The sequence below is a fragment of the Bradyrhizobium centrosematis genome (genome assembly GCF_045571495.1).
GTDB classification, from domain to species: Bacteria; Pseudomonadota; Alphaproteobacteria; order Rhizobiales; family Xanthobacteraceae; genus Bradyrhizobium; species Bradyrhizobium centrosematis.
In genome coordinates, this window is record NZ_CP120703.1 from 6,619,708 (window position 1) to 6,644,109 (window position 24,402).

The following is a 24,402-nucleotide window of genomic DNA, read 5'->3' on the forward strand; positions in this document are numbered from 1 at the left end:
CGGAGCGACTTGCGAATTCAACCCTTCTTCACAATCCGAGCCCCACTTGAGGTCACAGGCCCCAGGCCGTAACGGCCCTTGGCACCAAATGCACAGCACCCGTCCGCGTTGCAACGTCACATGCTCCCCGCGAAAGGCGTTGCCGACAGCGAATCTTCCGCTCCCGTGGCAGGAACGATCGCACCAGTCCCGATTTATCGCTCTGGATCTCGAGAGTTTCATCAGCGGTTGCAGTATCCGGGCCGCTATCGAAGGATCGGGAGATGCGTATCCTGCTCGTCGGCGGCACAGGGCTTATTGGATCGGCCATCTACGCCAGACTGACCGCAGACGGGCACGAATGCATATTGGTCTCGCGCAATCCGGCGACGGCGCGCGATCCACGCCACATCAGTCTCGATCTCGCCCGGACCACAGATCCGTACAAGTGGACAAGCCTTCTCGCCGGTGTCGATGCCGTGGTCAATACGGCTGGTGCGCTGCAGGGACAAGACATGCAAGGCGTCCATGTCGCGGGCAGTGCGGCGCTCTATGCGGCCTGCGAAAGTGCAGGCGTCCGCCGGGTCATCCTGTTCTCGGCGATCGGCAGCAATGTCGATGCGCGCAGCGATTTTTCCCGCAGCAAGCGCGAGGGCGAATCCGTCTTGATGGCGCGGGATCTCGATTGGGTCGTGCTGCGGCCTTCTGTCGTTGTGGGTCGTCCAGCGTACGGTGGCAGCGCGCTGTTGCGAGGTCTGGCGTCCCTCCCGATCCTTCCCGTCATGCCCGACACGGCAGCTATTCAACCCGTCCATCTCGACGACGTGGTCGAGACGGCGGTGTTCTTCCTGCGATCGGAGGCTCCATCCCGCGTCGCCCTTGAATTGGCCGGTCCAGAGCGGATTGACTTCAGCGACGTGGTCGCGCTGTTTCGTTCCTGGCTGCGCTGGCGGCCGGCTTACCGCCTGCACCTGCCATCTTGGGCGGCTTCAGCGGCTTATCGCGCCGGCGACGTCGCGCAGATGCTGGGTTGGGCAGCCCCCATCAACTCGACCGCGCAGGCGGAAATGCGGCGCGGCGCGACCGGCGATCCCGGGCCGTGGCGTCAGGCCACCGGCGTAAATCCGCGCGATCTCGAGGCGGCGCTCGCACGTGAGCCCGCCTCGGTGCAGGAGCGCTGGTTTGCTCGGCTGTATGCGCTCAAGCCGATGATCTTCGGCGTTTTCGGCGTGTTCTGGATCGCCACGGGCATTGTCTCGCTGAGCGCCGGTTGGAACATCGGCATGTCGCTGCTGCGGGAGGGCGGACTGCAAGGGAACGTCGCGGCGCTCACCGTCACCGCAGGCGCGCTGGCGGACATCGTGATCGGCCTCGCCGTTCTCTGGCGGCCGCTGAGCCGCTACGGGCTGTGGGCAGCATTGATGATCTCGCTCACCTATGCCGTGATCGGGACCGTTCTGGTGCCGCGGCTGTGGGCCGATCCGCTCGGCCCGATGCTGAAGATCTGGCCGGTGATCATGCTCAACCTGGTGGCCATGGCGATCCGGGAGGATCGCTGATGCTCTATTTCCTCGTAAAGATGCTGCACATCATCGGTGCCGCGGTCCTGCTCGGCACCGGAGCCGGCATCGCCTTCTTCATGCTGGTGGCGCATCTGCGCGGCGATTGCCGCGAGATCGCGGCGGTGGCCCGGACGGTGGTGCTGGCCGACTTCATGTTCACGGCGAGTGCCGTGGTCCTGCAGCCGATCACCGGCACATGGCTCGCCTGGTCGAGCGGGTATTCGCTTGGCGACGGCTGGGTTGCGGCCTCCATCGTCCTTTATCTGGTGACCGGCGCATTCTGGCTTCCGGTGGTGTGGATGCAGATGCAAATGCGCGACCTTGCCATTGCAGCTGTCGCGAGCAATACCGAGCTGCCTAGCAGGTATCACCAACTCTTCCGCTGGTGGTTTGCGTTCGGATTCCCGGCGTTCGCCGCCGTGCTGGTCATCTTCTGGCTGATGATCGCCCGCCCGGCCATTCCGTACTGGGATTAGAGTGGCTCCTATCCTGCCGCCTTCACCGGGGCCACATTGATCGCGAGCTTGCCGTAGCGGTCGGTGAAAGCCTGCGTGTCGATCTCTTCCAGCTGGATCTCACCGCTCATCACGCCCCGCTTCCAGGCTTCCTGGGCCGGATCGTTCTGGAACTCCGGCATCACCTCGCGGCCGAACAGCTCGAGCGATTCGCAGATGTGCTCGTGGCTGTTCTTGCCCGCCTGGTTGAGCAGGATGACCTGGTCGATATGCGAGCTCTGGAAGCGCTTCAGCTTCTTGCGGATCGTCTCGGGCGAGCCGATCAGGCCGCCGCGCAGCGCCGCTTCCTGCGCCTCGGGATTGTCGCGCTTCCACTTGTTGTACTCGTCCCACATGTTGACGGTGCCGGGCGCGGGGCGCTGGCGGTTCTGCGAGGCGCCGTAGAAGCGCAGCGCGAACTGGAAGAAGGTGGCACCGTCGGCGCGCGCCCGCGCTTCCTCGTCCGTCTTGGCGCACATGAAGAACGACACCAGCGCCATGTTCGGATTGATCTCGTAATCCGCCAGCTTGGTGAGCCGTTTGGTCATGGCATTGTAATAGGCGTGCACCCAGGCATGCGCCGCGTCCGCGCTGACGAACTGGAAGCCGAGCGCGCCAAAGCCGTGCCGGCCGGCACGCTCGATGGTCGGCAGCTGCGAGCACGCCATCCACAGCGGCGGATGCGGCTTCTGCACGGGCTTGGGCACGACGTTGCGCAGGGGGATGTCGAAGTATTTACCGTGATGCTCGCTGCCACCATCGCGAAACATCGGGAAGATCGCGGCGACCGCTTCCTCGAACACTTCCTTCTTGGTCTCCATGTCGCGGCCGAACGGGGTGAGCTCGGTGATGGACGCGCTCTCGCCCATGCCGAACTCGCAGCGGCCGTTCGAGAGCAGGTCGAGCACCGCGACGCGTTCGGCGACACGGGCCGGATGGTTGGTGGTGAGCTGAAGAATGCCGTGGCCGAGCCGGATCTTCTGCGTGCGCTGGCTGGCCGCCGCGAGAAACGATTCGGGCGACGGCGAGTGCGAATATTCCTCGAGGAAGTGATGCTCGACCACCCAGGCATGATCGTAGCCGAGCCTGTCGGCGAGCTCCATCTGCGTCAGCGCGTTTTGATAGAGCCTCAACTCGTCGCCGGCTTCCCAGGGCCGCGGCAGTTGCAGCTCGTAGAAGATGCCGAACTTCATGGCGCCGCTCTCCCGCATTATTGTTGTTACGCGCATCTTAATGCGTAAGGCGGCGCTGTCTACGGGAGCACAATTCCGCCACGCGGGAGATGCATCCATCCGTCGCGTTTACGAAGCAGCGCGACGGATCCGGTAAGCTCCGGCGCGACATCCCCGCAAATTGACCCGTTGATTCAAATCAACGCGTTTGTTCCTGGATTGCACTTAAAAGTGCAACGAGGCGACGGCCCGGAAGCCGTCATGATTCCCATACCATTCAGAGAGACCGAATATGTCGGCCGCTGACGACATGCCTCCCCGCATGCGCCGTAAGCGCATGGAGATCTTCGCCTTCCTGTTCCTGACCGCAGTCGTGATGCCCGTCCTCGCGATCGGGACCGTCGGCTCTTACGGGCTCGGCGTCTGGATCTACCAGATGTTTGCCGGCCCTCCCGGCCCGCCGCCCTCCCCGCATTGATTCCCCTGCAACCAAGGACAGGCATCATGGCTCACGCCACACTCAACCGCCGCGCCTTGATCACCGGCCGCGTGCTCAGCGCCGACCGCGTCATCGCGCCGCCCGGCGCCGAGATCGCCAGCATCCTGGTGCAGGCGCGACCCGAGCGTCTCGGCGAGCTCGAAGCCGAGATCGCCGCCCTGCCGGGCTGCGAGATCCACGGCCGCGATCCGCGCGGCAAGCTGGTCGTCGTCACCGAAGCGCCGGACGCGGGCAGCCTCGGCTCACTGCTCAATACCATCCAGTCGCTGCCCAACGTCTATTCCGCAGCGCTCGTCTTCCACGCCATCGAAACCACCTGAGTCAGGAAGAGCCGTCATGACATCGCCCAAGCTCGACCGCCGCCAGATGTTGAAGTTGGAAGCTGCCGCGATCGCCGCGGCCGCTGCCGGCATTCCGGCTCCGGCCCTCGCCGCCAACCTTGTCACCGAGCGCAATAACAGCGAAATGAAATGGGACAAGGCCGCCTGCCGCTTTTGCGGCACCGGCTGCTCGGTGATGGTCGCCACCAAGGACAATCGCGTCGTCGCCACCCATGGCGACATCAAGGCCGAGGTCAATCGCGGCCTCAACTGCGTCAAGGGCTACTTCCTCTCCAAGATCATGTACGGCCATGACCGCCTGACGCAGCCCATGCTGCGCAAGACGGGCGGCAAGTACGACAAGAACGGCGAGTTCACGCCGGTGTCCTGGACCGAAGCCTTCGACATCATGGAGCTGAAGTGGAAGGAGGCGATCAAGAAGCGCGGGCCCAGCGGCGTCGCCATGTTCGGCTCCGGCCAGTGGACGATCTGGGAAGGCTATGCGGCCTCGAAGCTGTTCAAGGCCGGCTTCCGCACCAACAACATCGATCCGAATGCGCGCCACTGCATGGCGTCGGCCGTGGCCGGCATGATGCGCACCTTCGGCATCGACGAGCCGCCCGGCTGCTATGACGACATCGAAGCCACCGATGCGTTCGTGCTGTGGGGCTCCAACATGGCGGAAATGCACCCCATTCTGTGGACACGCCTCGCCGACCGCCGGCTCTCGGCGCCGCATGTGCGCGTCGCCGTGCTCTCGACCTTCGAGCACCGCTCGTTCGACCTTGCCGACATCGGCATGGTGTTCAAGCCGCAGACCGACCTCTACATCCTCAACGCCATCGCCAATCACATCATCAAGACCGGCCGGGTCAACAAGGACTTCGTCGCCAAGCATACGGTGTTCAAACGCGGCCAGACCGACATCGGCTACGGGCTGCGCCCCGACCACCCGCTGCAAAAGAAGGCGACGGGGGCAGCAAAAGCCAACGACTCCACCGACATGAGCTACGACGACTTCGTCAAGTTCGTCTCGGAGTACACGCTGGAGCAGGCGGCACAGATGTCGGGCGTGCCGCTGAACCGGCTCGAAGCCCTGGCCGAGCTCTATGCCGATCCGAAGACGAAGGTGGTCTCGTTCTGGACCATGGGCTTCAACCAGCACACCCGCGGCGTCTGGTGCAATAACCTCGTCTACAACATCCATCTGTTGACCGGAAAGATCTGCTCACCCGGCAACAGCCCGTTCTCGCTGACCGGCCAGCCCTCGGCCTGCGGCACCGCGCGCGAGGTCGGCACCTTCTCGCATCGTCTGCCTGCCGACATGGTCGTGACCAACAAGGCGCATCGCGACCACGCCGAGCACATCTGGCAGCTGCCCGAAGGCACCATTCCCGACAAGAACGGCGCACACGCCGTGCTGCAGAGCCGGATGCTGAAGGATGGCCTGATCAACGCCTACTGGGTGCAGGTCAACAACAATTTGCAGGCCGGCCCTAACGCCAACGAGGAGACCTATCCGGGTTTCCGCAACCCCGACAATTTCATCGTGGTCTCGGATGCCTACCCGTCGGTAACGGCGCTTGCCGCAGATCTGATCCTGCCGACCGCAATGTGGGTCGAGAAGGAAGGCGCCTATGGCAATGCCGAGCGACGCACCCAGTTCTGGCATCAGCTGGTTTCGGCGCCAGGCGAGTCGAAGTCGGATCTCTGGCAGCTCATGGAGTTCTCCAAGCGTTTCAAGGTCGAGGAAGTGTGGCCCGAGGAACTGATCGCCAAGAAGCCCGAATATCGCGGAAAGACCTTGTTCGACGTGCTCTACAGGAACGGCCAGGTCGACAAATTCCCCGTGACCGATATCGAGCCGGGCTACGCCAACGACGAATCCAAGGCGTTCGGCTTCTACGTCCACAAGGGCCTGTTCGAGGAATATGCCCAATTCGGTCGTGGCCACGGCCACGACCTTGCGCCGTTCGACAGCTATCACCGCGAGCGGGGCCTGCGCTGGCCGGTCGTCAACGGCCAGGAGACGAAGTGGCGCTTCCGCGAAGGCAGCGACCCTTACGTCAAGGCAGGCACCGACGTGCAGTTCTACGGCCATTCCGATGGCAAGGCCCGGATCTTCGCGTTGCCTTACGAGCCGCCGGCGGAATCGCCGGACAACGAATACCCCTATTGGCTCTCGACCGGCCGCGTGCTGGAGCACTGGCATTCCGGCACCATGACGCGCCGCGTGCCCGAGCTTTACAAGGCCTTCCCCGAAGCGGTCTGCTTCATGCACCCCGATGACGCCCAGGACATGAAGCTGCGCCGGGGCGACGAGGTGAAGGTGGTCTCCCGCCGCGGCTTCATCCGTGCCCGCATCGAGACGCGCGGCCGCGACCGGCCGCCGCGTGGCCTCGTCTTCGTGCCGTGGTTCGACGAATCCAAGCTGATCAACAAGGTGACGCTCGACGCCACCGATCCGATCTCGCTGCAAACCGACTTCAAGAAATGCGCCGTGCGCATCGAGCGGGTGAACCTGTCATGATGAAACGATCCGCAATCGTCCTCATCGCCTTCGCGATCGCAGCGGGCGCGAGCTCATTGACGGCGCAGACCGTAACGTCGGGCCTGCGCGGCCCGGCCCCGCTCAATGACGAGGGTCCGGCCCCGCCGATGCTGCCGAACCGCAACACCTCGGAGAAGGAAGTCCGAAACTATCCCGAGCAGCCGCCGGTGATTCCGCACACCATCGACGGCTACCAGATCGATCTCAACGGCAACAAATGCCTGTCGTGCCATGCGCGTGCGCGCACGGCGGAATCGCAGGCGCCGATGGTTTCGATCACGCACTTCATGGATCGCGACGGCCAGTTCCTGGGCTCGGTCTCGCCGCGCCGCTTCTTCTGCACGGAATGCCACGTGCCGCAGAATACGGCCAATCCGCCGGTCAGCAACGATTTCACCGACATCGACACGCTGCTGTCTCGCTCCAGCCCCGGTGGTCGGCGATGACGACGACTGCTGACGAGCCCGATGCCGAGATGAAGGTCAAGCGCGGCTTCATCGCGCGAAGCTGGGGCTTTGCGCTGGAGCTCTGGCGGGTGCTGACGCGGCCGAGCTCGGTGTTCGCGCTCGGCACCCTGGTGCTGGCCGGCTTCGTTGCCGGCGTGATCTTCTGGGGTGGCTTCAACACCGCGCTGGAACTTACCAACACCGAGAAGTTCTGCACCGGCTGCCACGAGATGAAGGACAACGTCTACGCCGAGCTGAAATCGACCATCCACTTCAGCAATCGCTCCGGCGTTCGCGCGACCTGCCCGGATTGCCACGTGCCGCACAACTGGACCGACAAGATCGCGCGCAAGATGCAGGCTTCGAAGGAGGTCTGGGGCAAGATCTTCGGCACCATCGACACGCGCGAAAAATTCCAGGACCATCGGCTCGAGCTCGCCATCCACGAATGGGCGCGCTTCAAGGCCAACGACTCCCTGGAATGCCGCAACTGCCACAGCGCCGATTCCATGGACATCACCAAGCAATCGCCGCGTGCCTCGGTGGCGCACCAGCGCTTCCTGTTCACCAAGGAAAAGACCTGCATCGACTGCCACAAGGGCATCGCCCACCAGCTGCCCGACATGCGCGGCGTTCCCGGCTGGCAGTAGGACCGTCAGGCCGACTTGAACGGCCGGCGTGAATGGTTAGTTTTGAGGGAGGCGAATCGCGTTGTTTCGCCCCTCCTCAAGTCACACATGGCCACTTTCACCCCGCATCAAGATGCCGCGCTCAAGGCCGTCGGCGACTGGCTCAAGGCCAAGCCCGGCCGCAACGGCACGCCGCCGGTGTTCCGCCTGTTCGGCTTCGCCGGGACCGGCAAGACGACTCTAGCCCGGCACATCGCCGAAGGCGTCGACGGCGAGGTGAAGTTCGCCGCCTTCACCGGCAAGGCCGCTCTCGTCATGCGCAACAAGGGTTGCGACGACGCCTCCACCATCCACTCGCTGATCTACCGCGCCCGCGAGTCCGGCGAGGAGCAGCCGAGCTTCGAATTGTGGGACGACGCGCCCGCGTCCAAGGCCAAGCTGATCGTGATCGACGAATGCTCGATGGTCGACGCCGAACTGGGACGCGACCTGATGTCGTTCGACTGCCCGCTGCTCGTGTTGGGAGATCCCGCGCAGCTGCCGCCGATCCAGGGCGGCGGCTTCTTCACCAATTCGGAGCCGGACGCGATGCTGACCGAGGTGCACCGCCAGGCGCAGGACGATCCGATCGTGCGGATGTCGATGGACGTTCGCGAAGGCCGCGAGCTCGACATCGGCCGCTACGGCGAGAGCGAGGTGGTCTCGCGCAAGGAGCTCGACCCCGATCGGGTCATGGGCGCCGACCAGGTCCTCGTCGGCCGCAACAACACCCGCCGCGCCTACAACATGCGGGTGCGCCAGCGCCAGAACATCGAGGACGTTTTTCCCGTGGCCGGCGACAAGCTGGTGTGCCTGCGCAACAATCGCAAGAAGGGCCTGTTCAACGGCGGCCTGTGGCGCGTGAAGTCGCGCAACACCTCGCGCTCGAAGTCACGCATCCTCAGCATGCGGCTGTCGCCCGACGAGGATTTCGGCCACAAGGTGACGAAGGTATCGGTGCGCGCCGATTGCTTCGAGGGCGGCATTGAGCAGATCGCCTGGGAGCAGCGCAAGCCCTATGACGAGTTCGACTACGGCTACGTGCTCACCGTGCACAAGTCGCAGGGCTCGCAATGGGACGACGTCGTGCTGTTCGACGAGAGCTTTGCGTTCCAGGACAGCCGCGCCAGATGGCTGTACACGGGCATAACGCGCGCGGCGAAACGGCTGAGCGTCGTGGTGTGATGCCGTAACTCGGACGGCACAGATACATTCACCAAACGCTAGGCTTTGCGATGTATCACCGCGCCGTCGGCAGGAGGGCACGCATGGCTGAACCAAGACCCGATTACCGCGATGCGCGTGGTGATCCCTCCGACGCGAGCCGTCGCGGGTTTCTGAAATCGGCAGGCATTGCGGCCGGCGCGCTTGCCGCGTCGATCGCGGCGCCGAGACTTGCGCGATCGGCCCCGTTGCCCGCGGCGCATGCGCGGCCGGACAAGCCGGTGCGGGTCTCGAAGCAGCGGCTCGACGCACTGGCGGCGCAATTCTACGCGGTGTTCAACGAACACGACGTCCTGCCCAAGGATTTTTCCGACAAGCATGCCGCCCGCTACGATGTCGAGCTGCGGCGTATCACCACCACGACGCACGTGCCTGAGACGAGTGAGCGCGTGAAGGTCAGCGGGCTCGTCGCTGTCCCCGTCGGCGTGCGCGGCGCGCTGCCGGTGCTGTCCTGGCAGCACGGCACGATCCTGTCGTTCGACCAGGTTCCGTCGAACCTGTTGCGGCTTGGCGACGAAGCCTACCAGCTTCGCGACAACGTCGACTCGCTGGAGACGCTGTTCAACGTCCAGCGCTTCGCCGGCAACGGCTATGCCGTCATCGCCGCCGACTACATCGGCAAGGGCCCATACCGCAACGGCCGCGGCGAAGCCTACGCGGTGAAGGGCGCCACCGCGCGGTGCTGCCTCGACGTGCTCGAGGCCGGCCTCCTCGAGCTGAAAACGCTCGGCCTCCGCCGATCCGCATTGTTTCTGAACGGCTGGTCGCAGGGCGCGCTGAACACGCAATGGCTCAAGCAGGAGATGCAGCGCCGCGGCATGAAGGTGACGGCAACCGCGGCCCAGAGCCCGTTCAACAATCTCGCCGAGAGCTTCCATTACTGGGTCGACCCGACATCCTTTATCCCGTCGACGGTGACGTACCCGATGCCTCCGGCCTGGATCACGCCATGCCTGATCGTGCTGCTCGGAAGCTATCGCCAGTATTACGGCCTAAGCGATCTGTTCAAGACGGCCATCAAGCCCCAATACCAGGCGTTCGCGGAAAAATACTGGGCCGACTACAGCCTGGACGGCGAGAGCGCGAAGAGTGTTCCGCCGGCCGCGGACTTCCTGGTGGACGGGTTTTTCGACCGCTTCACCCATGACACCAACAGCAGGCTGCTGCGCCAGCTCGGTCGCAACGGCGCGACTTTCTGGGACTACGATTCCCCGATCCGGTTCTATTACGGATTGGCTGACGAAGCGCTGCACCCGCGACTGGTCAAGCCGGCGATCGCCGCCGGTGGACATTTTGCGGACGGCGTGGCGGTTGGTGGTGCAAGCCATCGCGTCACGTTCCTGGCGAGTCTCTATGGCGACAGTTCCGCGTTGAACGGACATTCCACCGCGTTCGATTGGTTCAATTCGCTGATCTGACCGCGCGCGGCGCCGGTCTTCATTGCCCCGCGACGAAATAGAAAGAAGTCTTCCCGTCCCGGCGGCGAGCCGTAGGTAGGCTGCTGCCCGTGCCTGGTCGCGGCCCAGACGTCGTCGCGGATGATATCGAACCGCTTCCTGGCAGCTCCTTTCACGGACTCGTGTCCGCCCCGTCGTAACAATCGGCGGCTGCGTCCGTACCTCGGATGATGCGAAAAGGCGGCCGGGCAACTGTTCGTCCGGCCCCGACCGCCCTAGACTGTCAGACCTTCAGAAAGAGGATCCGCCATGCGCCGACCTGCCCTCGCCTCCCTGCTGGCCGCAACCACCGCCATCTCGCTCACCTTTGCGCTGGCCTTTGCCGCGCCGTCCCAAGCTGCGGAGGACGCCGTGGTAATTCCTGCCCCCGCCCTGGATGTTGCCCCGGCGAGCGGGACCCAGACCGCCGTGGTTGCCGGCGGCTGCTTCTGGGGCGTGCAAGGCGTCTTCCAGCACACCGCAGGCGTCATCAACGCGGTCTCCGGCTATGCCGGCGGCACCAAGGCGACCGCCGACTACCAGACGGTCTCGAGCGGCCGAACCGGCCATGCCGAGTCTGTCGAGATCAAGTACGACCCGAAGAAGATCTCCTACGGCAAGATCCTCCAGATTTACTTCTCGGTGGTGCACGACCCGACCCAGCTCAACCGCCAGGGCCCCGACACCGGACCGCAATATCGCTCGGCGATCTTCACCACCTCCGACGAGCAGAAGAAGGTGGCGGAGGCCTACATTGCCCAGCTCAACAGCGCCAAGGTGTTCGGCAAGCCGATCGTGACCAAGGTCGGCGCGCTGGAGGCGTTCTACCCGGCGGAAGCCTACCATCAGGACTATCTGACACTGCACCCGAACCAGCCTTACATCGCCTATAACGACCTCCCCAAGGTCGAGAACCTGAAAAAGCTGTTCGCGGATAACTACATTGAAAAGCCGACGCTGGTGAGCGCCAGCAAGGCCACCAACTGATCGCAAGATCATCTTACGAACGGGAGACCCATGCCCGACACCAAAACGAAGGCCACGGACGACAAGGTCATCAAGAGCGAAGAGCAATGGCGGCGCGAATTGACGCCGATGCAGTACGCGGTGCTGCGCGAGAAGGCGACCGAACGTCCCTTCTCGGGCGAGTACGAGCATGACCACCGCGCCGGAACCTATGTCTGCGCCGGTTGCGGCAATGTGCTGTTCGAGTCCGACGCCAAGTTCGATTCCGGCTGCGGCTGGCCGAGCTTCACCCAGCCTGCGGTCGAGAGCCATATCGACGAGGAGAACGACACCAGCCACGGCATGATCCGCACCGAGGTGCTCTGCGCCAAGTGCAGTGGCCATCTCGGCCACGTCTTCCCCGACGGACCCGGGCCGACCGGCCTGCGCTATTGCATCAACTCGGCCGCATTGAAGCTGGAGCCCAAATAAGAGACTTAAACGGTCGGGTTCCTTCGTGGAACCCGGCCGCTCGATGTGCTTTTCTTCTTTGGCGGTGCGGCCGATCAGCGCAACTTGGCGGCCGCCGGGGAGGATGCCATGACCCTTGGGACCGTCTTGATCATCCTGGTGATCATCTATCTTGTCGGCGGCCTGTCCGGCCGGTTCGGCGGCTACGGCTATGGCCTCGGCCATTCCGGCATGGGCATCGGCGGGGTCGTGCTGGTGGTGTTGGTGGTCCTGCTGCTTCTCGGCAAGGTTTGAGCCATATAACTAATTGAAATAGCTAGACTTATTCCAGCCGCGGGGCTGCCATGCGCGGATTCATCATCTCCCATCGCAGGGGTCGCATTTCCGTCAAATCGGCCTATATTAGAGGACGAAAATGACATGCGCGGCGGGCCCGCTTGATCGCGGCCCCTGCCCTCCCCAACCCCACGCGCTTAAAGCCCCAGAGAAGATCACGAGGTCTTTGACCATGCGTCCACTGCGTCCGTTCAACTTCAACACTTCCGCCGAACTCTTCCCCGCTGCGATCCGCAAGAAGAAGCGTGCCGGCTTCACCTATCGCCGGTTCGGCACCGCGGCCGAAGCCGTGCAGTTCGCGATGGAGCAGTTGCCGACGGATTCGCTGAACGGCGCCTATCTCCAGGTCGAGGAAGCGCGGTTCGACCAGAACGGCATCCGCTCGCTCTATGAGAGCGAAGCCTTCCCGCTGCCCCGCCGCCCCAAGCCGGCACCGGCAGCCGAGACCGACGCGGACGCGGCGTAAGTTTTTCGCTGAGCCTTACGATGTGCGTAGAAGGCGCGACGGCCGAAAGGCCGTCGCGCTTTCTGCGTTTTGGCGACGCTCATTACTCTCCCTCTTCCGGCCTGCGGGGAGAGGGGAAGAAGAACTAAAGCCGCGGCTGCCTGTCGAGCCAGCGGCGCAACAGGCGCACGTTGCGCATGTTGGCGCGGAACATCACGTCGAAAGCGTCGCCGGCGAACGGCACCATTCCGACCACGCCGTCGAGCGCGACATTCCCGAGCATGCGCGCGGTGATATACCAGGGCGCGCCCAGCGCACGGGCCTCGCGCACCAGCCACAGCGAGATCGCCGTGGTGATGATGTCGCCGATGACCGGGATCAGGCCGATCAGCCCGTCGATGCCGTAGCGAATATTGGTGCCGGGCAGGATGAAGGCGACGTCGAGCAGCTTTGCGATCGCCTCGAGCCGCGCGATCCGCTGCTCGCGCGTCAGATTGCCGAACGGGCTGCCGGCGAATGGATTGTCCTTGCCGAACTCGAACCGGAACTCGCGAAAGCCCTGCTCCAGCGTTTCGGGTCGGATTTCTCGCCCCTCCTGGTCGATGATCGGCCCGCGCGCCTCGGCGTCCGAAGAGGTCGCGTGCGGGCCGCTCCCCGAACGGGGCCGGCGCGGAGCGAGGATCTCGTCATCGGACATGGTCATGACCTCAGGGAAACGCGCCGGCTCGGCTGAAGTTGCTGCGCCGCGCCCGAACGTCGCGCTCAGGTCGACGCCGCGACCGGCTGCGGCTCCTCGACGTATTTATGCACGAGCCAGGACGAAATCACCGCCGGCACGAATCCGACGAGGCCGTACAGAACGAACTGCACCGCTCCCGAATCCGGTCCGCGCGAGCTGTAGGTGAGCGAGGCCAGCACGAAGGCGAACAGGCCGACCAGCAGCATCCGCAGGCCCGGGCCGACGCGCCTGACGTGGATCAGGATGTCATCGATCGCCCCGATCATCAGGGAGGGCAGCAGGCCGAACAGATAGCTGTATTGCAGGGTCTTGAAGAACACTGCGAACAGCTTGCCGACCTCGGCGAGATTGGTTTGGGTCCAATAGCCGGACTGATAAGTCGTCGTCAGCAGCAGCAGGAACCCGCCGACGAACGGGCCAACCAGCGCAAACACCAGATAGCGTTTCATCAAACACCCTCACACGTCTGCGGTGGATTATAGCAGCGCCGCGGGAACATTGAATAGCGGGCGCGGCGCCAGGGGAACAAGTGGCAAGGCGATGAGTTCATGCAGGACCTGAATTTACCTTTGGCAAATTGGAGCCACCGATGGCCCGCAAACTTCTTCTGGCGACAATCGCCCTGACCGCCCTGTCGAATGCTCCCGCGCTTGCGCAGGGCCACATGGGTTCGCCGCAGGAACAGCAGGCCTGCTCGCGGGACGCATCGCGCTTCTGTCGCAAGGACCTCGGCAATGACGGCGCAGTGCAGGGCTGTCTGCAGGCCAACCGGGCCAAGCTGTCGCGCGCGTGCAGCAAGGTCTTCCAAAGCCACGGCATGTGAGGATCGGACCGATTTCCGCAAGGGAGAGTGACGCCATGTTGCACGACGAAGAACTCTCAATCCTGCGGGACATCAGCCAATCCGTTGCCTTCGCCGACGACCGCCACGGCAAGATGGGACAATTGATCGCCGACGGCTACGTCATGAAGGACGGCGACCTGTTCGAGCTCACGGCCAAGGGCGTCACCGCCGTCGAGGAACACGCCGCCGCGCTCGGCGCAAGCGACGGGGAACAAGCGAGCGCGTCCTCCGATCGGCTGATCTGATCGCGTGCGCGCGCATTCTGCGTGACGTCCACGCAACAACTGCAAATTCATTCATGCCGACCATTGCAGCCGCGCGACAATGGCGCATACTTCGCTCGGGCGGCGCAGCACTTTTCGATTCGAACATCAAGAAATCGAGCGACCACACGCGGGAGTGAGTTCCCGGCGTGAAGGCTGTGACATGCGGCAGATCAAGTCGCGTGCGGCGCCCCAAAACCAAGTGGCTCAAGCCCAGGGAATCGGGGACCCATTCTGCATGACACGCTATCAGACGATCACTTCGCTCTTCGCCATCGCAACCACCGCCATCGCATTCCAGACCTCACCCGGCCTCGCCTTCTCGTCCGAAGCGCAGCAGATGTGCACGGGCGATGCGATGCGGCTGTGCTCCAGCGAAATTCCTGACATCCCCAGGGTCAGGGCCTGCATGGTGCGGAACAAGGCGCAGGTCAGTCCCGGCTGCCGCGCCGTGATGGACCGCGAGGCGGTCGCATCGCGCAAGCGGGAAGCAACGGCGCAGTAGCTGCTCCGAGTCATTCCGGGGCGCGCGGAGCGCGAGCCCGGAATCGATCGCGCAGAACGTGATGTGGGAAGATGGATTCCGGGCTCGACGCTACGCGTCGCCCCGGAATGACAGCGCTCGCCTAATCGCCCCACTGGGCGAAGGCGTCGTTGAAGGCGCGCTCGCCGGGCGCGCCCTTCTCGATGGCGATGATGGCGCGGCGCTGGTTGGCATAGACCAGCGGCACGTCGAACCACGAGCGCTCCTTCAGCAGCTGGACGTTGCGGGCGCGGTCGGCGTCGACGTTGGACAGGCCGACCAGGAAGAAGCCGTCGGTGACCTTGACCGCGAGGCCGGCGAGCGGCGTGCCGCGCGCCTGCTCGTTGGACTTCATCAGAATGCCCGGCACGTTGGAGACGCTACCGCCCGGAAAATCCGGCGGCAGGATGAAGGTCAGCTCCGCCGTGTGGCTCGCCGGCAGCGAGGAGTCGGTATTGCGGCGGAACGACATCGTCATCTTGAACTTGCGGTCGGGAATCTCGATGTCGGCGCGCACGGCAACGTCGGCCTTCTGGTTGCCCGACGCCTTGATCGGCTCCAGCCGCCACACCACCGAGCCGACATATTGCTTGCCCTTCGGATCGGACGGATCCTCGTCGTAGAGCACGACCTTCTGCGCCACCGGCGCGACCGGCTGTTCGCTGGCCGAAGGCTGACCGACGCGATCGGGGATCTTCGGCTTGGTCTGCGGCTGCGAGGCATCCTTCGGCGCCTCCACCACCTGGGTCGGCGAGGACTTGAACAGATTGGTCGCAATCTGGAGCAGCGGCTTGCCCCAGAGGATGCCGGCGCCGACCAGGATCAGCACGATGCCGACGGCGATCGCGCTCTTGAACGGGAAGGCGGAGCCGGTGCGGGCGCGCTTCTTGGCCTCGCGCTCGGGGGCGACGCGCGGACGCGGCGAAGGCGGCTGCGGCGTGTAACGCTCGGCCTCCTCGATCGACTCGTCGTAGGAATAGGGCGCCTCGGACTCGCCGGCGCGGTTTTCCAGGCTCGGCTCGAGCCGGTCGAATTCCGGCGAGGGCGAAGGCACGTTGGCGTAAGTTCGGCGCGCGGCGCGGTTGGCCTGCGCGGCAGCGCCGCCGAGATCATTGGCATCGGCCGTGATGTCGCGGAAGCCGCGCACGCCCGGTGCCGGCGGCAGCGGCGGCGGAGGCCCAAGATCGGGCGGACGGCGCGCTCCGCCGCGATCGCGTCCGGCCGCTGGCGGCTCCGGCATCGGCGGCGGCGCGGACGGTCCGGGCTGCCGCGGGGCGTCGAAACGGGGCGCGCGTGGAGTACGCTGGGCATCGCCCTGGTCGTCGACGTTGACGGACGGCCGATCGGCCCGCGGCGGCGGCGGAGCCGGACGCGTCCGCGGCGGCGCCGCAGGCGGGTTGCCCTCGGCGGCCCGGGTGCTGGCGCGTCGAAACGCATCGCCGCTTCCGCCGCTGCGTCCGCTGCCGGGGCGCGAGGCATCGCGGGCGCGCTGGGCAGCCTCCGATTCGACCTTGCGGACGGCCTCTTCCAGCGACAACCTTTCGCGGGTGATCTCGGATTCGGAGAGCGGCGGCTGCACGCTGCGCAGCTGCGCGATCAGGGCGGTGCGCGCCCGCTCATAGAGCGCGCGACGGCTTTCGCCGGGAGCGTTGGGGTCCAGGGCGGCAATAGCGCGGGCGATCAGCGGATAGTAATCAGCCATTTCTACTCAACTATACCCGCGTCCTGGTAAGAGATCGTTAAGCCTCAAACGGGTTTTGCACGAGGATAGTATCTTCGCGTTCGGGGCTGGTGGAAAGCAGCGCGACCGGACATCCCACCAATTCCTCGATCCGCCGGACATATTTGATGGCCTGGGCCGGCAGGTCGGCCCAGGAGCGCGCACTGGCTGTCGGCTCCTTCCAGCCCTCGATCGTCTCGTAGATCGGCTCGACCCGGGCCTGGGCACCCTCGCCGGCCGGGAAGTGATCGATCTCCTTGCCGTCGAGCCTGTAGCCGGTGCAGACCTCGATGGTGTCGAAGCCATCGAGGATGTCGAGCTTTGTCAGCGCGAGGCCGTTGATGCCGCAGGTCCGGACAGCCTGGCGGACCAGCACGGCGTCGAACCAGCCGCAGCGGCGCGGACGGCCGGTATTGGTGCCGAACTCGCGGCCGCGCTCGCCGATCTTGCGGCCGATCTCGTTGTCCTGCTCGGTCGGGAACGGGCCCTGGCCGACGCGGGTCGTGTAGGCCTTGCACAGGCCGAGCACGTAGCCGACCGCGCCCGGCCCAAGGCCGGCACCGGTGGCGGCCTGCGCCGCCACCGTGTTGGACGAGGTGACGTAGGGATAGGTACCGTGGTCGACGTCGAGCAGCGCGCCTTGCGCGCCCTCGAACAACATGCGCTTGCCGGCGCGCCGCTCGATATCGAGCAGCCGCCAGACCGTCTCGGCGTAGGGCAGAAGCTGCGGCGCCATCGCCATCAGCTCCTTCAGGATCACCGCGCTGTCGAACTCCGGCAGGTTGAGGCCGCGGCGCAGCGCGTTGTGATGCGCCAGCAGGCGGTCGATCTTGTGCGGCAGCGTCTGGTGATCGGCGAGATCCATCAGGCGGATGGCACGGCGGCCGACCTTGTCCTCATAGGCCGGGCCGATGCCGCGACGGGTGGTGCCGATCGCGGTCGCCGCGCTTGCGGATTCGCGGTGCGCATCGAGCTCGCGGTGCAGCGGCAGGATCAACGTGACGTTTTCCGCAACGCGCAGGTTGTCGGGACTGACATCGACGCCCTGCGCCCTGAGCTTTGCGACCTCGTCGAGGAAGGCGGCGGGATCGAACACGACGCCATTGCCGATCACCGACAGCTTGCCCTCGCGCAGAACGCCCGAGGGCAGCAGCGCGAGCTTGTAGGTCTTGCCGTTGATCACCAGCGTGTGGCCGGCGTTATGGCCGCCCTGGAAGCGGACGACGATATCCGCCTGCTCCGACAACCAGTCGACGATCTTGCCCTTCCCTTCGTCGCCCCACTGGGCGCCGACGACGACAACATTGGCCATTCGCGGGTAATCCTATTCGATCTGTCTCTCGGGCATGATCCTCGCGGAAAACCGGTGCCCACTCTTCCGGGTCATGCCTGCGCCCAGCCCAAGCGGCGGCCGTAGCCGCCCGCACGCAAGGCAGCCAACCGGATAAAGGAAGCAGCCGCTCTAGGCAAGCAAGAACGGGGCTTTTTCGATGCCCCAATGCCCGACCCAAGCCTTTGATATCCCCGAAAAATCCGCCTTGCCGGAACGTCAGGCGCGAATGCGGCCGTCGATCACTTCGATGATCCGGTCGCAGCGGCGCGCCAGGTCCATATTATGGGTCACCAGAAGGAAGCTCGTGCCGCTGTCGCGGTTCACCTGGCGCATCAGCTTGAACACGGCCTCGGCCGAACTGGTGTCGAGATTGCCGGTCGGCTCGTCCGCCAGCACGAGATCGGGATTCATGGCGAGCGCACGAGCCACCGCGACACGCTGCTGCTGGCCGCCGGACATGTTGTTGGCGAGATTGCCGGCGAATTTCTCCAATCCAACCTGAGCCAGCAGCTGATTGGCTCGCGCTTCGATGCCCGCCGATGGGAAGCCACTGTCGACCAGCATCGGCATCATGACGTTTTCCCGCGCCGTGAACGCGGATATCAGCAGATGATATTGGAAAACGAAGCCGATGGTGTGGCCGCGCAGGCGGGTAATCTTGGCATCGTCGAGAGCCGCGGTGTCTTGGCCCTTGATCAGGAGGCGGCCCGAGGTCGGTCGGTCGAGCAGCCCGACGATGTTGAGCAGCGTACTCTTGCCCGAGCCGGACGGACCGATGAGGGCCAGAAACTCGCCGTGGTCGAGCTCGAGGTCGATGTCGTGCAGCACCTGGGTTTCGGTGGGCAGCCCGACATTGTAGGCCTTGCAGACGCTTTCGAGACGGAGGATCTGGTCAGCCACGGATCGCCTCCACCGGATCGAGTTTGGAAGCCCGCACCGCCGGCGCCATCGCGGCGAGGAGACCGGTCGCAGTAGCCAGCAGCGCCGTGTAGACGAACAGGCTGTGCTCCAGGATCAAAGGAAACAGCTCGGTACCGTCGGCCTGACGCGCGACCGAGTGCCAATAGACCAACGCGAACGCACCCATCGCCGCCCCGAACAGCGAACCGACGAAGCCGAGCAGCCCGCCCTGAACCAGGAAGACGCGCAGGATCTGGCCGCGTGTCGTCCCCATGGCGCGCAAGATGCCGATATCCTTCGAGCGCTGGATCACCGACACGATCAGCACGGCCGCGATTCCGAACGCGACGGAGAGGCCGACGAACAGGCGAATCAGCGTGTTGGTGTTCTGCTGGGCCTGCACGGCGGTGAAGAACTGAGCATTGGTCTTGATCCAGCTGTCGGCCTCGACCACGTTGGCCGCCTGGATGCGTTGGGCGATTTGCTCGGCCGCATAGATATCGCTCACCGTCAGATCGATGGTGGTGACGCCGCCGATCATGCCCAGCAAAGACTGTGCAGTCCGCAGCGCGGCATAGCATACCCGCTGGTTGACGCCCTTGTTGCCGAGATCGACGAGGCCGGAGATCGTCAGGACGCGGGTTGCTCCGGAGGCGGCGCGGATGTTGAGCTTGTCGCCGACGGTGGCGCCCAACTCCTTGGCGAGCTCGATCCCGACGATGACGTTCTCGCTGGTGAGCCGGGGCTCGCCGGCAACGATGTAGTCCGGCACTTTGACGATCCTGAAATAGGAGTCCGGCTCGACACCCGACAGGCTCACCGAGCGGCTGGCGTCGCCACGGACCGCAAGCACCGAGCCGAGGATCGTTGGCGCGACCGTGACGACCTCCGCCATCGCCTGCATCTGTGCCACGATCTTCGGCCATTGATCGATCGAGATCACACGTTGGCTCGGACGCTGCACCACCGCATCCTCGATCTCGCCGGCCCCGTTACGCAGCGGGCGCGCGACCTGATCGGGCGCGAGCAGCTGGATCTGGGGCTGTGAGGTCAGCACGCGCTTGATGAAATTCGCCTGAAGTCCAGCAAGCATCGCCGACATGAAGACGATGACGCCGACGCCGATCGATATGCCGCCGATGATGAAGATCGTTTGGAGCCGCCCCTCGCGCAGGAACCGAACCGCCATGGTCCATTCGATGGGCAGCCAGTGGTTCATTGCAATACCGGCCGCAGGCGCTGGCCGGCCAGAACACCGGAGCTCTGGGGAATCGCGACGTCGCCGGCGGCGACACCTTCCGTAATCTCGACCTGGCTGTTGCCGCGCAGCCCGAGCTTGACCACCCGCGGAATGGCGCGGCCGTCCTTGATTCCGAGCACCCAGGGCTTGCCGGACAGCGCATCATGCACCGTGCGCAAGGGCAAGATCAGCGCCTCGTCCTTTGCGGCGGTCTCGATGTCGACCGAGACCGTCATATCCTGGCGCAGATAATCAGGAGGGTCGGCGACCGTCAGCTTCACCTCCACCGAGGCACGCGAAATGTCGATCCCGGGGTTGATATAGGTGATCGTGGCGCCAAACCGCCGGTCCGGATAGGCGTCCGCCGAGGCGAGCGCATTCTGCCCGAGGGCAATCTTGTCGAGATTGCGCTCGTCGATCTGCAGCACGAGCTGCACGTCACCGGCGGGCGCCAGCACCAGCAGCACCTTGCCGGGCTGAACCACCGTGCCGCGCTCGACGCTGCGCGTGATCAGGACGCCGTCGCGGGGCGCGGTGATCGTCGCATATCCGAGGCGGGAGTCAGCGGTATCGAGATTGGCGTGCGCCTGCTTGGCTTGCGTCTGCGCCATCACGTAGTCGCTGCCGCCAGGGCTTGCGGTGTAGACCTGGAATTGCGCCGCACGCGTTGCGGCTCGTGCAACGTCGAGCGTCTTCTGGGCATCATCGAGCGCGGCCCGGGTCGCGTAGCCGTTGCGCTCGAGCTGGGCGGTGCGGTCATATGTCTGCTGGGCGTTGAGCAGCGTCGCCTGCGCCTGGGCCAACGCTTCCTTGGCCGAGGGCAACGTAAGTTCCTCGAGCTGCCTGATTCGCGCCTCGGCCTGCGCCAACGCGCCTTCCGCCTGCACCACGGCCGCCTTCAATTCGCGCGACTCGAGCGAGATCAGCGGCTGGCCCTTGCTGACCTTTTCGCCCTCCCGAACCAGCACCTCCTGCACGGTGGCGGTGATCTGACTGCCGATCTCGACCCGGTAAGGCGTCTCGACATGGCCGCTCGCCACCACAGTCTCGACCAACCGGCCGCGCCTCACCTGGTCGACAACGATCGCCGGCCCCAGCAGGACGCGCACGCTCTGCCAGGCGCCGAGGCCGAGCAGAACGATCACGACGAGGATGAACCATTTGTGCGTGAGGAATCCCGACCACAGCGCCGCGACGGACAGCCGGCCCTTGTTCTGCTGCAGGATGATTGTTTGCTCGACCATGACACTGCCATGCGGACCGCGCAAAAGCCGACGCGCTCCACCTCGTTTCGATTGCCGACCGGGCGGGCCAGCCAATGAAAGCACGCTAGCGCGGAGGCGGAGGTCGAGGTTGTTTTAGGTCAATAGGTTACGCCGAATTTAGGAGCACGCTTGGTTGCGCTTCGCTGTTGCAGCCGAGATAGACCAGGTTCCCGCCGCATCAGGTCAGCGCATGGAGGCGATGCACCAGCCCCATTGATATTCGCTGCGTTTCCGTGTCTTTGAGTCGGGCCGGGCGACGAAGCGGCCCGCCACCGGGTCGGGCCTGGCGTGTATGACGCGGGGCCATAACAATCACAATGTCCGCCACCGGCCAGACCACCGGCACCGAGACGTCCGGCCACAGCTGGATCGCCAATCAGCCGTACATCCTGCTCAGCATCACCGCACTGTGCTGGGCCGGCAACGCCATCGTCGGGCGGCTCGCCGCCGGCCACATCCCGCCGGTCACCTTGTCGTTCCTGCGCTGGTTGTTCGCCTTCCTGCTGGTGCTGCCGTTCGCCTGGAAACATCTTGCCCAGGACTGGCCCGCGATCCGTGGCAAGCTCGGCCTGATGGTCACGCTCTCCGTCACCGGCATCGGCGCCTTCAACACGCTGCAATATTGGGCGCTGGAACACACCCAGGCGCTCAACACGCTGCTGCTGCAATCGGCTGCGCCGCTGCTGGTGGCGCTGTGGTCGCTGGTCATTCTCGGCATCCGCCTCACCGCGGCGCAGGCCTTCGGCGTGCTGCTGTCGATGTGCGGCGTGCTGACCATCCTCCTGCATGGCGACTTCACCACGCTGTCGAACATCGAGTTCAACAAGGGCGATCTCATCTTCCTGCTCGCGCTCTTGATCTTCGCGCTCTATTCGGTGCTGAGCCTGAAGCGACCGGCGATGCACGGCCTGTCGTTTCTCGCGTTCACTTTCGGCTGCGGCGCCGCCTGTCTCATTCCGCTGGAGATCTGGGAACTATGTGCACGCCCGGTGATGAAGCTCGACGGGCCGAACCTGCTGACGCTGTTCTACGTCTCGGTGTTCCCCTCGACGCTTGCCTATCTCTGCTTCAATCGGGGCGTACGCCTGATCGGCGCCAACCGCGCCGCGCCATTCTTCCACGTGGTGCCGGTGTTCGGCTCGATCATGGCGATGGTCTTCCTCGGCGAGCGTCCGCAGGCGTTCCACTTCATCGGCTTTGCATTGGTGCTGTCGGGCGTGTTCGCGGCGTCGCGGAAGCAGTCGACGTAGGCAAGTGCTCTATCCAAACACGCAAGAGCCTCTTGCCCTCCCCTGGAGGGCAGGGGAATCGCATGTGGCTCTTTGCACGAGCTGAGCAAGCGCCTCGTCCTTCGAGACGACCGCTCCGCGGTCTCCTCAGGATGAGGCTAAGCGGCATCGGAGCCTGTCGAAACCAGCGAAACGCACTCGGTCCTCATCCTGAGGGCCCGCCAACGGCGGGCGTCTCGAAGGATGGCCGCACGCGACATCATTCTCATATGCGATAGCCCTCCCCTGGAGGGGGAGGGTAAGCAAGAGCGCCCCGCTATTTCACCTTGATCTTGCTGTAGGCCTCGCTGGTCGCAAGGATGACGTGCTCGGCGCAACCGTTGACGCGGTGCAGGTCGGCCTGCGTCTCGTAGGCTTCCGACGTCATCATGTCCAGGAAGGCCGTGAGAGTCGGGTAATAGACCAGCGCGACGAAATCCCAATCGTTGCCGGCTTGCGGTCCGAGCGCCACGGCCTTGGCCTCGCCGGTCCAGAGCAGGGTGCCGCCGCGCGCCTTGATCATCGGCACCGTGACGGCACTGTAGCGCAGATAGGCGTCCCAGCCCGATCCATTGCCGTCGCGCGAGCGCGCGTGGAAGCGCATCAGGTTCACCATCACCACAGGCGCATTCGGATCGAGCCGCTCGAGGCCCTCGATGTTCAACATATTAACCGCCAATGGCACCTCCCGGGGTCATAGCTGCATTGTAGCATTGCGGCCCTGTGACTTGTGTCATGATCGCGATCCGGCGCAAGCTCGTATTAACGCCGATGACGATTGCTCCCCCCGCGCCGAAGGCCGCCAATCCGGTCGGTTGGCTCAACAACCAGCCTTATCTGCTGCTCAGCCTGAGCTCGCTGTTCTGGGCGGGCAACATCGTGCTCGCGCGCCATGTCGGCGCGCATGTGCCGCCGCTGACGGTGACCACGATCCGCTGGTTCGGCGTCTTCCTGATTCTGCTGCCGTTCGCCTGGCCGCATCTGAAGCGGGACTGGCCTGCGTTGCGGAGCAGCCTGCCGCTGATGCTGTTCCTGTCGCTGGTCGGCTTTGCCTTCAACAACGCGATCTCGTACTGGGCCATGCAATATACGGAGGCGCTGAACGCCCTGCTGATCCAGTCGGCAGGTCCCCTGTTCGTGGCGCTGTGGTCGCTGGTGCTGTTCGGCGTGCGGCTGACGGGCGCGCAATTCGCCGGCATCGCGATTTCGCTCGTCGGGGTGCTGGTCATCATCCTGCGGGGCGATTTCGCCGCGCTTGCGAGCATCAGCTTCAACAGGGGCGACATCATGTTCGCCTCCTCGCTGGTCGCGTTCGGGATCTACTCCGCGTTCATTCCGCGCCGGCCAAAGATCCATCAGCTTTCCTTCCTGTCCTTCACCACCTGCTGCGGCGCGACGATGCTGGTCCCCGCGGCGATCTGGGAGGCGGCCAGCGGCCGCGTGCTGCAATTGGACGGGGTGACGCTGGCGACGCTGGGCTACATTCTGATCTTTCCTTCGACGCTGGCCTATCTGTTCTTCAACCGCGGCGTGGCGCTGATCGGGCCGAACCGGGCCGCGCCGTTCTTCCATCTGGTGCCGGTGTTCGGCTCGGCGATGGCGATCCTGCTGCTCGGCGAAAAGCTCCAGCCGTTTCATCTGATCGGCTATGTGCTGGTGCTCGCCGGCGTCGTGATCGCCTCGCGCCAGGGTTCGGCGGTGAAGTAATTCCGCGCGGCGGACGCACGACAGCTCTCGACTCCCGGACGCAGCGCGAGCG

The 24,402-nt window shown here is 64.8% G+C and carries 27 protein-coding genes; 18 read left to right on the forward strand and 9 right to left on the reverse strand.

Going from position 1 to position 24,402, the window contains the following annotated elements:
- Positions 1-263 precede the first annotated feature (263 nt).
- Complete coding sequence (locus P6U31_RS31220; RefSeq protein ID WP_407185490.1) at positions 264-1,538, forward strand: SDR family oxidoreductase; 1,275 nt, start codon at positions 264-266, stop codon at positions 1,536-1,538.
- Entirely contained in the window at positions 1,538-2,017 is a 480-nt protein-coding gene (locus tag P6U31_RS31225) for a DUF2269 family protein (RefSeq protein WP_407185491.1), read from the forward strand. The genes P6U31_RS31220 and P6U31_RS31225 overlap by 1 nt, the downstream gene beginning before the upstream one ends.
- Positions 2,018-2,025: 8 nt before the next feature.
- Here the strand turns inward: P6U31_RS31225 and P6U31_RS31230 are convergent, their stop codons facing one another.
- On the reverse strand, positions 2,026-3,228 hold the full coding sequence (locus tag P6U31_RS31230; RefSeq protein ID WP_407185492.1) for an LLM class flavin-dependent oxidoreductase: 1,203 nt from the start codon (positions 3,226-3,228) through the stop codon (positions 2,026-2,028).
- Between the two features lie 271 nt (positions 3,229-3,499).
- Here P6U31_RS31230 and napE point away from each other — a divergent pair, with 271 nt between their 5' ends.
- From napE to P6U31_RS31285, 11 genes are all read left to right on the forward strand, one after another.
- Positions 3,500-3,685, forward strand: coding sequence for a periplasmic nitrate reductase, NapE protein (gene napE / locus P6U31_RS31235; RefSeq protein WP_407185493.1), 186 nt, complete (start codon positions 3,500-3,502; stop codon positions 3,683-3,685).
- Positions 3,686-3,711: 26 nt separating this feature from the next.
- Entirely contained in the window at positions 3,712-4,026 is a 315-nt protein-coding gene (locus tag P6U31_RS31240; protein WP_407185494.1) for a chaperone NapD, read from the forward strand.
- 16 nt (positions 4,027-4,042) lie between these two features.
- Positions 4,043-6,556 (forward strand): nitrate reductase catalytic subunit NapA, encoded by a 2,514-nt coding sequence (napA, locus tag P6U31_RS31245; RefSeq protein ID WP_407185495.1) that lies wholly within the window; start codon positions 4,043-4,045, stop codon positions 6,554-6,556.
- The gene (locus tag P6U31_RS31250) at positions 6,520-7,023 is read left to right on the forward strand and encodes a nitrate reductase cytochrome c-type subunit (protein WP_407185496.1); all 504 of its coding nucleotides are present in this window, start codon (positions 6,520-6,522) and stop codon (positions 7,021-7,023) included. Before napA ends, P6U31_RS31250 begins: the two co-directional genes overlap by 37 nt.
- Complete coding sequence (locus tag P6U31_RS31255; RefSeq protein ID WP_407185497.1) at positions 7,020-7,673, forward strand: NapC/NirT family cytochrome c; 654 nt, start codon at positions 7,020-7,022, stop codon at positions 7,671-7,673. Before P6U31_RS31250 ends, P6U31_RS31255 begins: the two co-directional genes overlap by 4 nt.
- A gap of 87 nt (positions 7,674-7,760) precedes the next feature.
- On the forward strand, positions 7,761-8,876 hold the full coding sequence (locus tag P6U31_RS31260; protein ID WP_407185498.1) for an ATP-dependent RecD-like DNA helicase: 1,116 nt from the start codon (positions 7,761-7,763) through the stop codon (positions 8,874-8,876).
- A gap of 83 nt (positions 8,877-8,959) precedes the next feature.
- Positions 8,960-10,333 (forward strand): lysophospholipase, encoded by a 1,374-nt coding sequence (locus P6U31_RS31265; RefSeq protein WP_407185499.1) that lies wholly within the window; start codon positions 8,960-8,962, stop codon positions 10,331-10,333.
- A gap of 288 nt (positions 10,334-10,621) precedes the next feature.
- Positions 10,622-11,338 carry a peptide-methionine (S)-S-oxide reductase MsrA gene (msrA, locus tag P6U31_RS31270; protein WP_407185500.1) on the forward strand — a complete coding sequence of 239 codons (717 nt, stop codon included), beginning with the start codon at positions 10,622-10,624 and terminating at the stop codon, positions 11,336-11,338.
- A gap of 30 nt (positions 11,339-11,368) precedes the next feature.
- Complete coding sequence (gene msrB, locus P6U31_RS31275) at positions 11,369-11,788, forward strand: peptide-methionine (R)-S-oxide reductase MsrB (protein WP_407185501.1); 420 nt, start codon at positions 11,369-11,371, stop codon at positions 11,786-11,788.
- Positions 11,789-11,896: 108 nt separating this feature from the next.
- Positions 11,897-12,061 carry a DUF3309 family protein gene (locus P6U31_RS31280; RefSeq protein WP_407185502.1) on the forward strand — a complete coding sequence of 55 codons (165 nt, stop codon included), beginning with the start codon at positions 11,897-11,899 and terminating at the stop codon, positions 12,059-12,061.
- Positions 12,062-12,275: 214 nt separating this feature from the next.
- Positions 12,276-12,569, forward strand: a complete 294-nt coding sequence (locus P6U31_RS31285; RefSeq protein ID WP_027560969.1) for a hypothetical protein — start codon at positions 12,276-12,278, stop codon at positions 12,567-12,569.
- A 124-nt stretch (positions 12,570-12,693) separates the two neighbouring features.
- On the opposite strand, the gene P6U31_RS31290 is transcribed toward P6U31_RS31285, so the two are convergent.
- The gene (locus P6U31_RS31290) at positions 12,694-13,251 is read right to left on the reverse strand and encodes a DUF4112 domain-containing protein (protein ID WP_407185503.1); all 558 of its coding nucleotides are present in this window, start codon (positions 13,249-13,251) and stop codon (positions 12,694-12,696) included.
- 59 nt (positions 13,252-13,310) lie between these two features.
- Positions 13,311-13,736, reverse strand: coding sequence for a DUF5413 family protein (locus P6U31_RS31295; protein WP_407185504.1), 426 nt, complete (start codon positions 13,734-13,736; stop codon positions 13,311-13,313).
- Between the two features lie 140 nt (positions 13,737-13,876).
- Between P6U31_RS31295 and P6U31_RS31300 the strand changes: the two genes are divergently transcribed.
- From P6U31_RS31300 to P6U31_RS31310, 3 genes are all read left to right on the forward strand, one after another.
- On the forward strand, positions 13,877-14,110 hold the full coding sequence (locus P6U31_RS31300; RefSeq protein WP_407185505.1) for a hypothetical protein: 234 nt from the start codon (positions 13,877-13,879) through the stop codon (positions 14,108-14,110).
- 35 nt (positions 14,111-14,145) lie between these two features.
- Complete coding sequence (locus P6U31_RS31305) at positions 14,146-14,376, forward strand: hypothetical protein (RefSeq protein WP_407185506.1); 231 nt, start codon at positions 14,146-14,148, stop codon at positions 14,374-14,376.
- 256 nt (positions 14,377-14,632) lie between these two features.
- On the forward strand, positions 14,633-14,899 hold the full coding sequence (locus tag P6U31_RS31310) for a hypothetical protein (RefSeq protein ID WP_407185507.1): 267 nt from the start codon (positions 14,633-14,635) through the stop codon (positions 14,897-14,899).
- Positions 14,900-15,020: 121 nt separating this feature from the next.
- Here P6U31_RS31310 and P6U31_RS31315 read toward each other — a convergent pair whose 3' ends face one another.
- From P6U31_RS31315 to P6U31_RS31335, 5 genes are all read right to left on the reverse strand, one after another.
- Positions 15,021-16,619, reverse strand: coding sequence for a hypothetical protein (locus P6U31_RS31315; RefSeq protein WP_407185508.1), 1,599 nt, complete (start codon positions 16,617-16,619; stop codon positions 15,021-15,023).
- Positions 16,620-16,656: 37 nt separating this feature from the next.
- A complete protein-coding gene (locus P6U31_RS31320) occupies positions 16,657-17,949 on the reverse strand; it encodes an adenylosuccinate synthase (protein ID WP_407185509.1) in 1,293 nt (430 codons plus the stop codon).
- A 237-nt stretch (positions 17,950-18,186) separates the two neighbouring features.
- On the reverse strand, positions 18,187-18,870 hold the full coding sequence (locus P6U31_RS31325; protein WP_407185510.1) for an ABC transporter ATP-binding protein: 684 nt from the start codon (positions 18,868-18,870) through the stop codon (positions 18,187-18,189).
- Positions 18,863-20,089 (reverse strand): ABC transporter permease, encoded by a 1,227-nt coding sequence (locus tag P6U31_RS31330; RefSeq protein ID WP_407185511.1) that lies wholly within the window; start codon positions 20,087-20,089, stop codon positions 18,863-18,865. The genes P6U31_RS31325 and P6U31_RS31330 overlap by 8 nt, the downstream gene beginning before the upstream one ends.
- Entirely contained in the window at positions 20,086-21,354 is a 1,269-nt protein-coding gene (locus P6U31_RS31335; RefSeq protein ID WP_407185512.1) for an efflux RND transporter periplasmic adaptor subunit, read from the reverse strand. Before P6U31_RS31335 ends, P6U31_RS31330 begins: the two co-directional genes overlap by 4 nt.
- 338 nt (positions 21,355-21,692) lie before the next feature.
- Between P6U31_RS31335 and P6U31_RS31340 the strand changes: the two genes are divergently transcribed.
- Complete coding sequence (locus P6U31_RS31340; RefSeq protein ID WP_407185513.1) at positions 21,693-22,625, forward strand: DMT family transporter; 933 nt, start codon at positions 21,693-21,695, stop codon at positions 22,623-22,625.
- Between the two features lie 295 nt (positions 22,626-22,920).
- On the opposite strand, the gene P6U31_RS31345 is transcribed toward P6U31_RS31340, so the two are convergent.
- Entirely contained in the window at positions 22,921-23,310 is a 390-nt protein-coding gene (locus P6U31_RS31345) for a DUF1330 domain-containing protein (RefSeq protein ID WP_407185514.1), read from the reverse strand.
- Between the two features lie 104 nt (positions 23,311-23,414).
- On the opposite strand from P6U31_RS31345, the gene P6U31_RS31350 reads away from it, so the two are divergent.
- On the forward strand, positions 23,415-24,350 hold the full coding sequence (locus P6U31_RS31350; RefSeq protein WP_407190005.1) for a DMT family transporter: 936 nt from the start codon (positions 23,415-23,417) through the stop codon (positions 24,348-24,350).
- Positions 24,351-24,402 lie beyond the last annotated feature (52 nt).

What these genes read in the sequence shown, in the direction of transcription:
- P6U31_RS31320 (WP_407185509.1), bottom strand. Translation starts at nt 17,949, where the DNA reads ATGGCCAATGTTGTCGTCGTCGGCGCCCAGTGGGGCGACGAAGGGAAG.
- P6U31_RS31285 (WP_027560969.1), top strand. Translation starts at nt 12,276, where the DNA reads ATGCGTCCACTGCGTCCGTTCAACTTCAACACTTCCGCCGAACTCTTC.
- P6U31_RS31250 (WP_407185496.1), top strand. Translation starts at nt 6,520, where the DNA reads ATGCGCCGTGCGCATCGAGCGGGTGAACCTGTCATGATGAAACGATCC.
- P6U31_RS31310 (WP_407185507.1), top strand. Translation starts at nt 14,633, where the DNA reads ATGACACGCTATCAGACGATCACTTCGCTCTTCGCCATCGCAACCACC.
- napE (WP_407185493.1), top strand. Translation starts at nt 3,500, where the DNA reads ATGTCGGCCGCTGACGACATGCCTCCCCGCATGCGCCGTAAGCGCATG.
- P6U31_RS31220 (WP_407185490.1), top strand. Translation starts at nt 264, where the DNA reads ATGCGTATCCTGCTCGTCGGCGGCACAGGGCTTATTGGATCGGCCATC.
- P6U31_RS31350 (WP_407190005.1), top strand. Translation starts at nt 23,415, where the DNA reads ATGACGATTGCTCCCCCCGCGCCGAAGGCCGCCAATCCGGTCGGTTGG.
- P6U31_RS31345 (WP_407185514.1), bottom strand. Translation starts at nt 23,310, where the DNA reads ATGTTGAACATCGAGGGCCTCGAGCGGCTCGATCCGAATGCGCCTGTG.
- msrB (WP_407185501.1), top strand. Translation starts at nt 11,369, where the DNA reads ATGCCCGACACCAAAACGAAGGCCACGGACGACAAGGTCATCAAGAGC.
- P6U31_RS31300 (WP_407185505.1), top strand. Translation starts at nt 13,877, where the DNA reads ATGGCCCGCAAACTTCTTCTGGCGACAATCGCCCTGACCGCCCTGTCG.
- P6U31_RS31280 (WP_407185502.1), top strand. Translation starts at nt 11,897, where the DNA reads ATGACCCTTGGGACCGTCTTGATCATCCTGGTGATCATCTATCTTGTC.
- P6U31_RS31255 (WP_407185497.1), top strand. Translation starts at nt 7,020, where the DNA reads ATGACGACGACTGCTGACGAGCCCGATGCCGAGATGAAGGTCAAGCGC.
- P6U31_RS31315 (WP_407185508.1), bottom strand. Translation starts at nt 16,619, where the DNA reads ATGGCTGATTACTATCCGCTGATCGCCCGCGCTATTGCCGCCCTGGAC.
- P6U31_RS31335 (WP_407185512.1), bottom strand. Translation starts at nt 21,354, where the DNA reads ATGGTCGAGCAAACAATCATCCTGCAGCAGAACAAGGGCCGGCTGTCC.
- P6U31_RS31295 (WP_407185504.1), bottom strand. Translation starts at nt 13,736, where the DNA reads ATGAAACGCTATCTGGTGTTTGCGCTGGTTGGCCCGTTCGTCGGCGGG.
- napA (WP_407185495.1), top strand. Translation starts at nt 4,043, where the DNA reads ATGACATCGCCCAAGCTCGACCGCCGCCAGATGTTGAAGTTGGAAGCT.
- msrA (WP_407185500.1), top strand. Translation starts at nt 10,622, where the DNA reads ATGCGCCGACCTGCCCTCGCCTCCCTGCTGGCCGCAACCACCGCCATC.
- P6U31_RS31225 (WP_407185491.1), top strand. Translation starts at nt 1,538, where the DNA reads ATGCTCTATTTCCTCGTAAAGATGCTGCACATCATCGGTGCCGCGGTC.
- P6U31_RS31230 (WP_407185492.1), bottom strand. Translation starts at nt 3,228, where the DNA reads ATGAAGTTCGGCATCTTCTACGAGCTGCAACTGCCGCGGCCCTGGGAA.
- P6U31_RS31305 (WP_407185506.1), top strand. Translation starts at nt 14,146, where the DNA reads ATGTTGCACGACGAAGAACTCTCAATCCTGCGGGACATCAGCCAATCC.
- P6U31_RS31340 (WP_407185513.1), top strand. Translation starts at nt 21,693, where the DNA reads ATGTCCGCCACCGGCCAGACCACCGGCACCGAGACGTCCGGCCACAGC.
- P6U31_RS31240 (WP_407185494.1), top strand. Translation starts at nt 3,712, where the DNA reads ATGGCTCACGCCACACTCAACCGCCGCGCCTTGATCACCGGCCGCGTG.
- P6U31_RS31290 (WP_407185503.1), bottom strand. Translation starts at nt 13,251, where the DNA reads ATGACCATGTCCGATGACGAGATCCTCGCTCCGCGCCGGCCCCGTTCG.
- P6U31_RS31265 (WP_407185499.1), top strand. Translation starts at nt 8,960, where the DNA reads ATGGCTGAACCAAGACCCGATTACCGCGATGCGCGTGGTGATCCCTCC.
- P6U31_RS31330 (WP_407185511.1), bottom strand. Translation starts at nt 20,089, where the DNA reads ATGAACCACTGGCTGCCCATCGAATGGACCATGGCGGTTCGGTTCCTG.
- P6U31_RS31260 (WP_407185498.1), top strand. Translation starts at nt 7,761, where the DNA reads ATGGCCACTTTCACCCCGCATCAAGATGCCGCGCTCAAGGCCGTCGGC.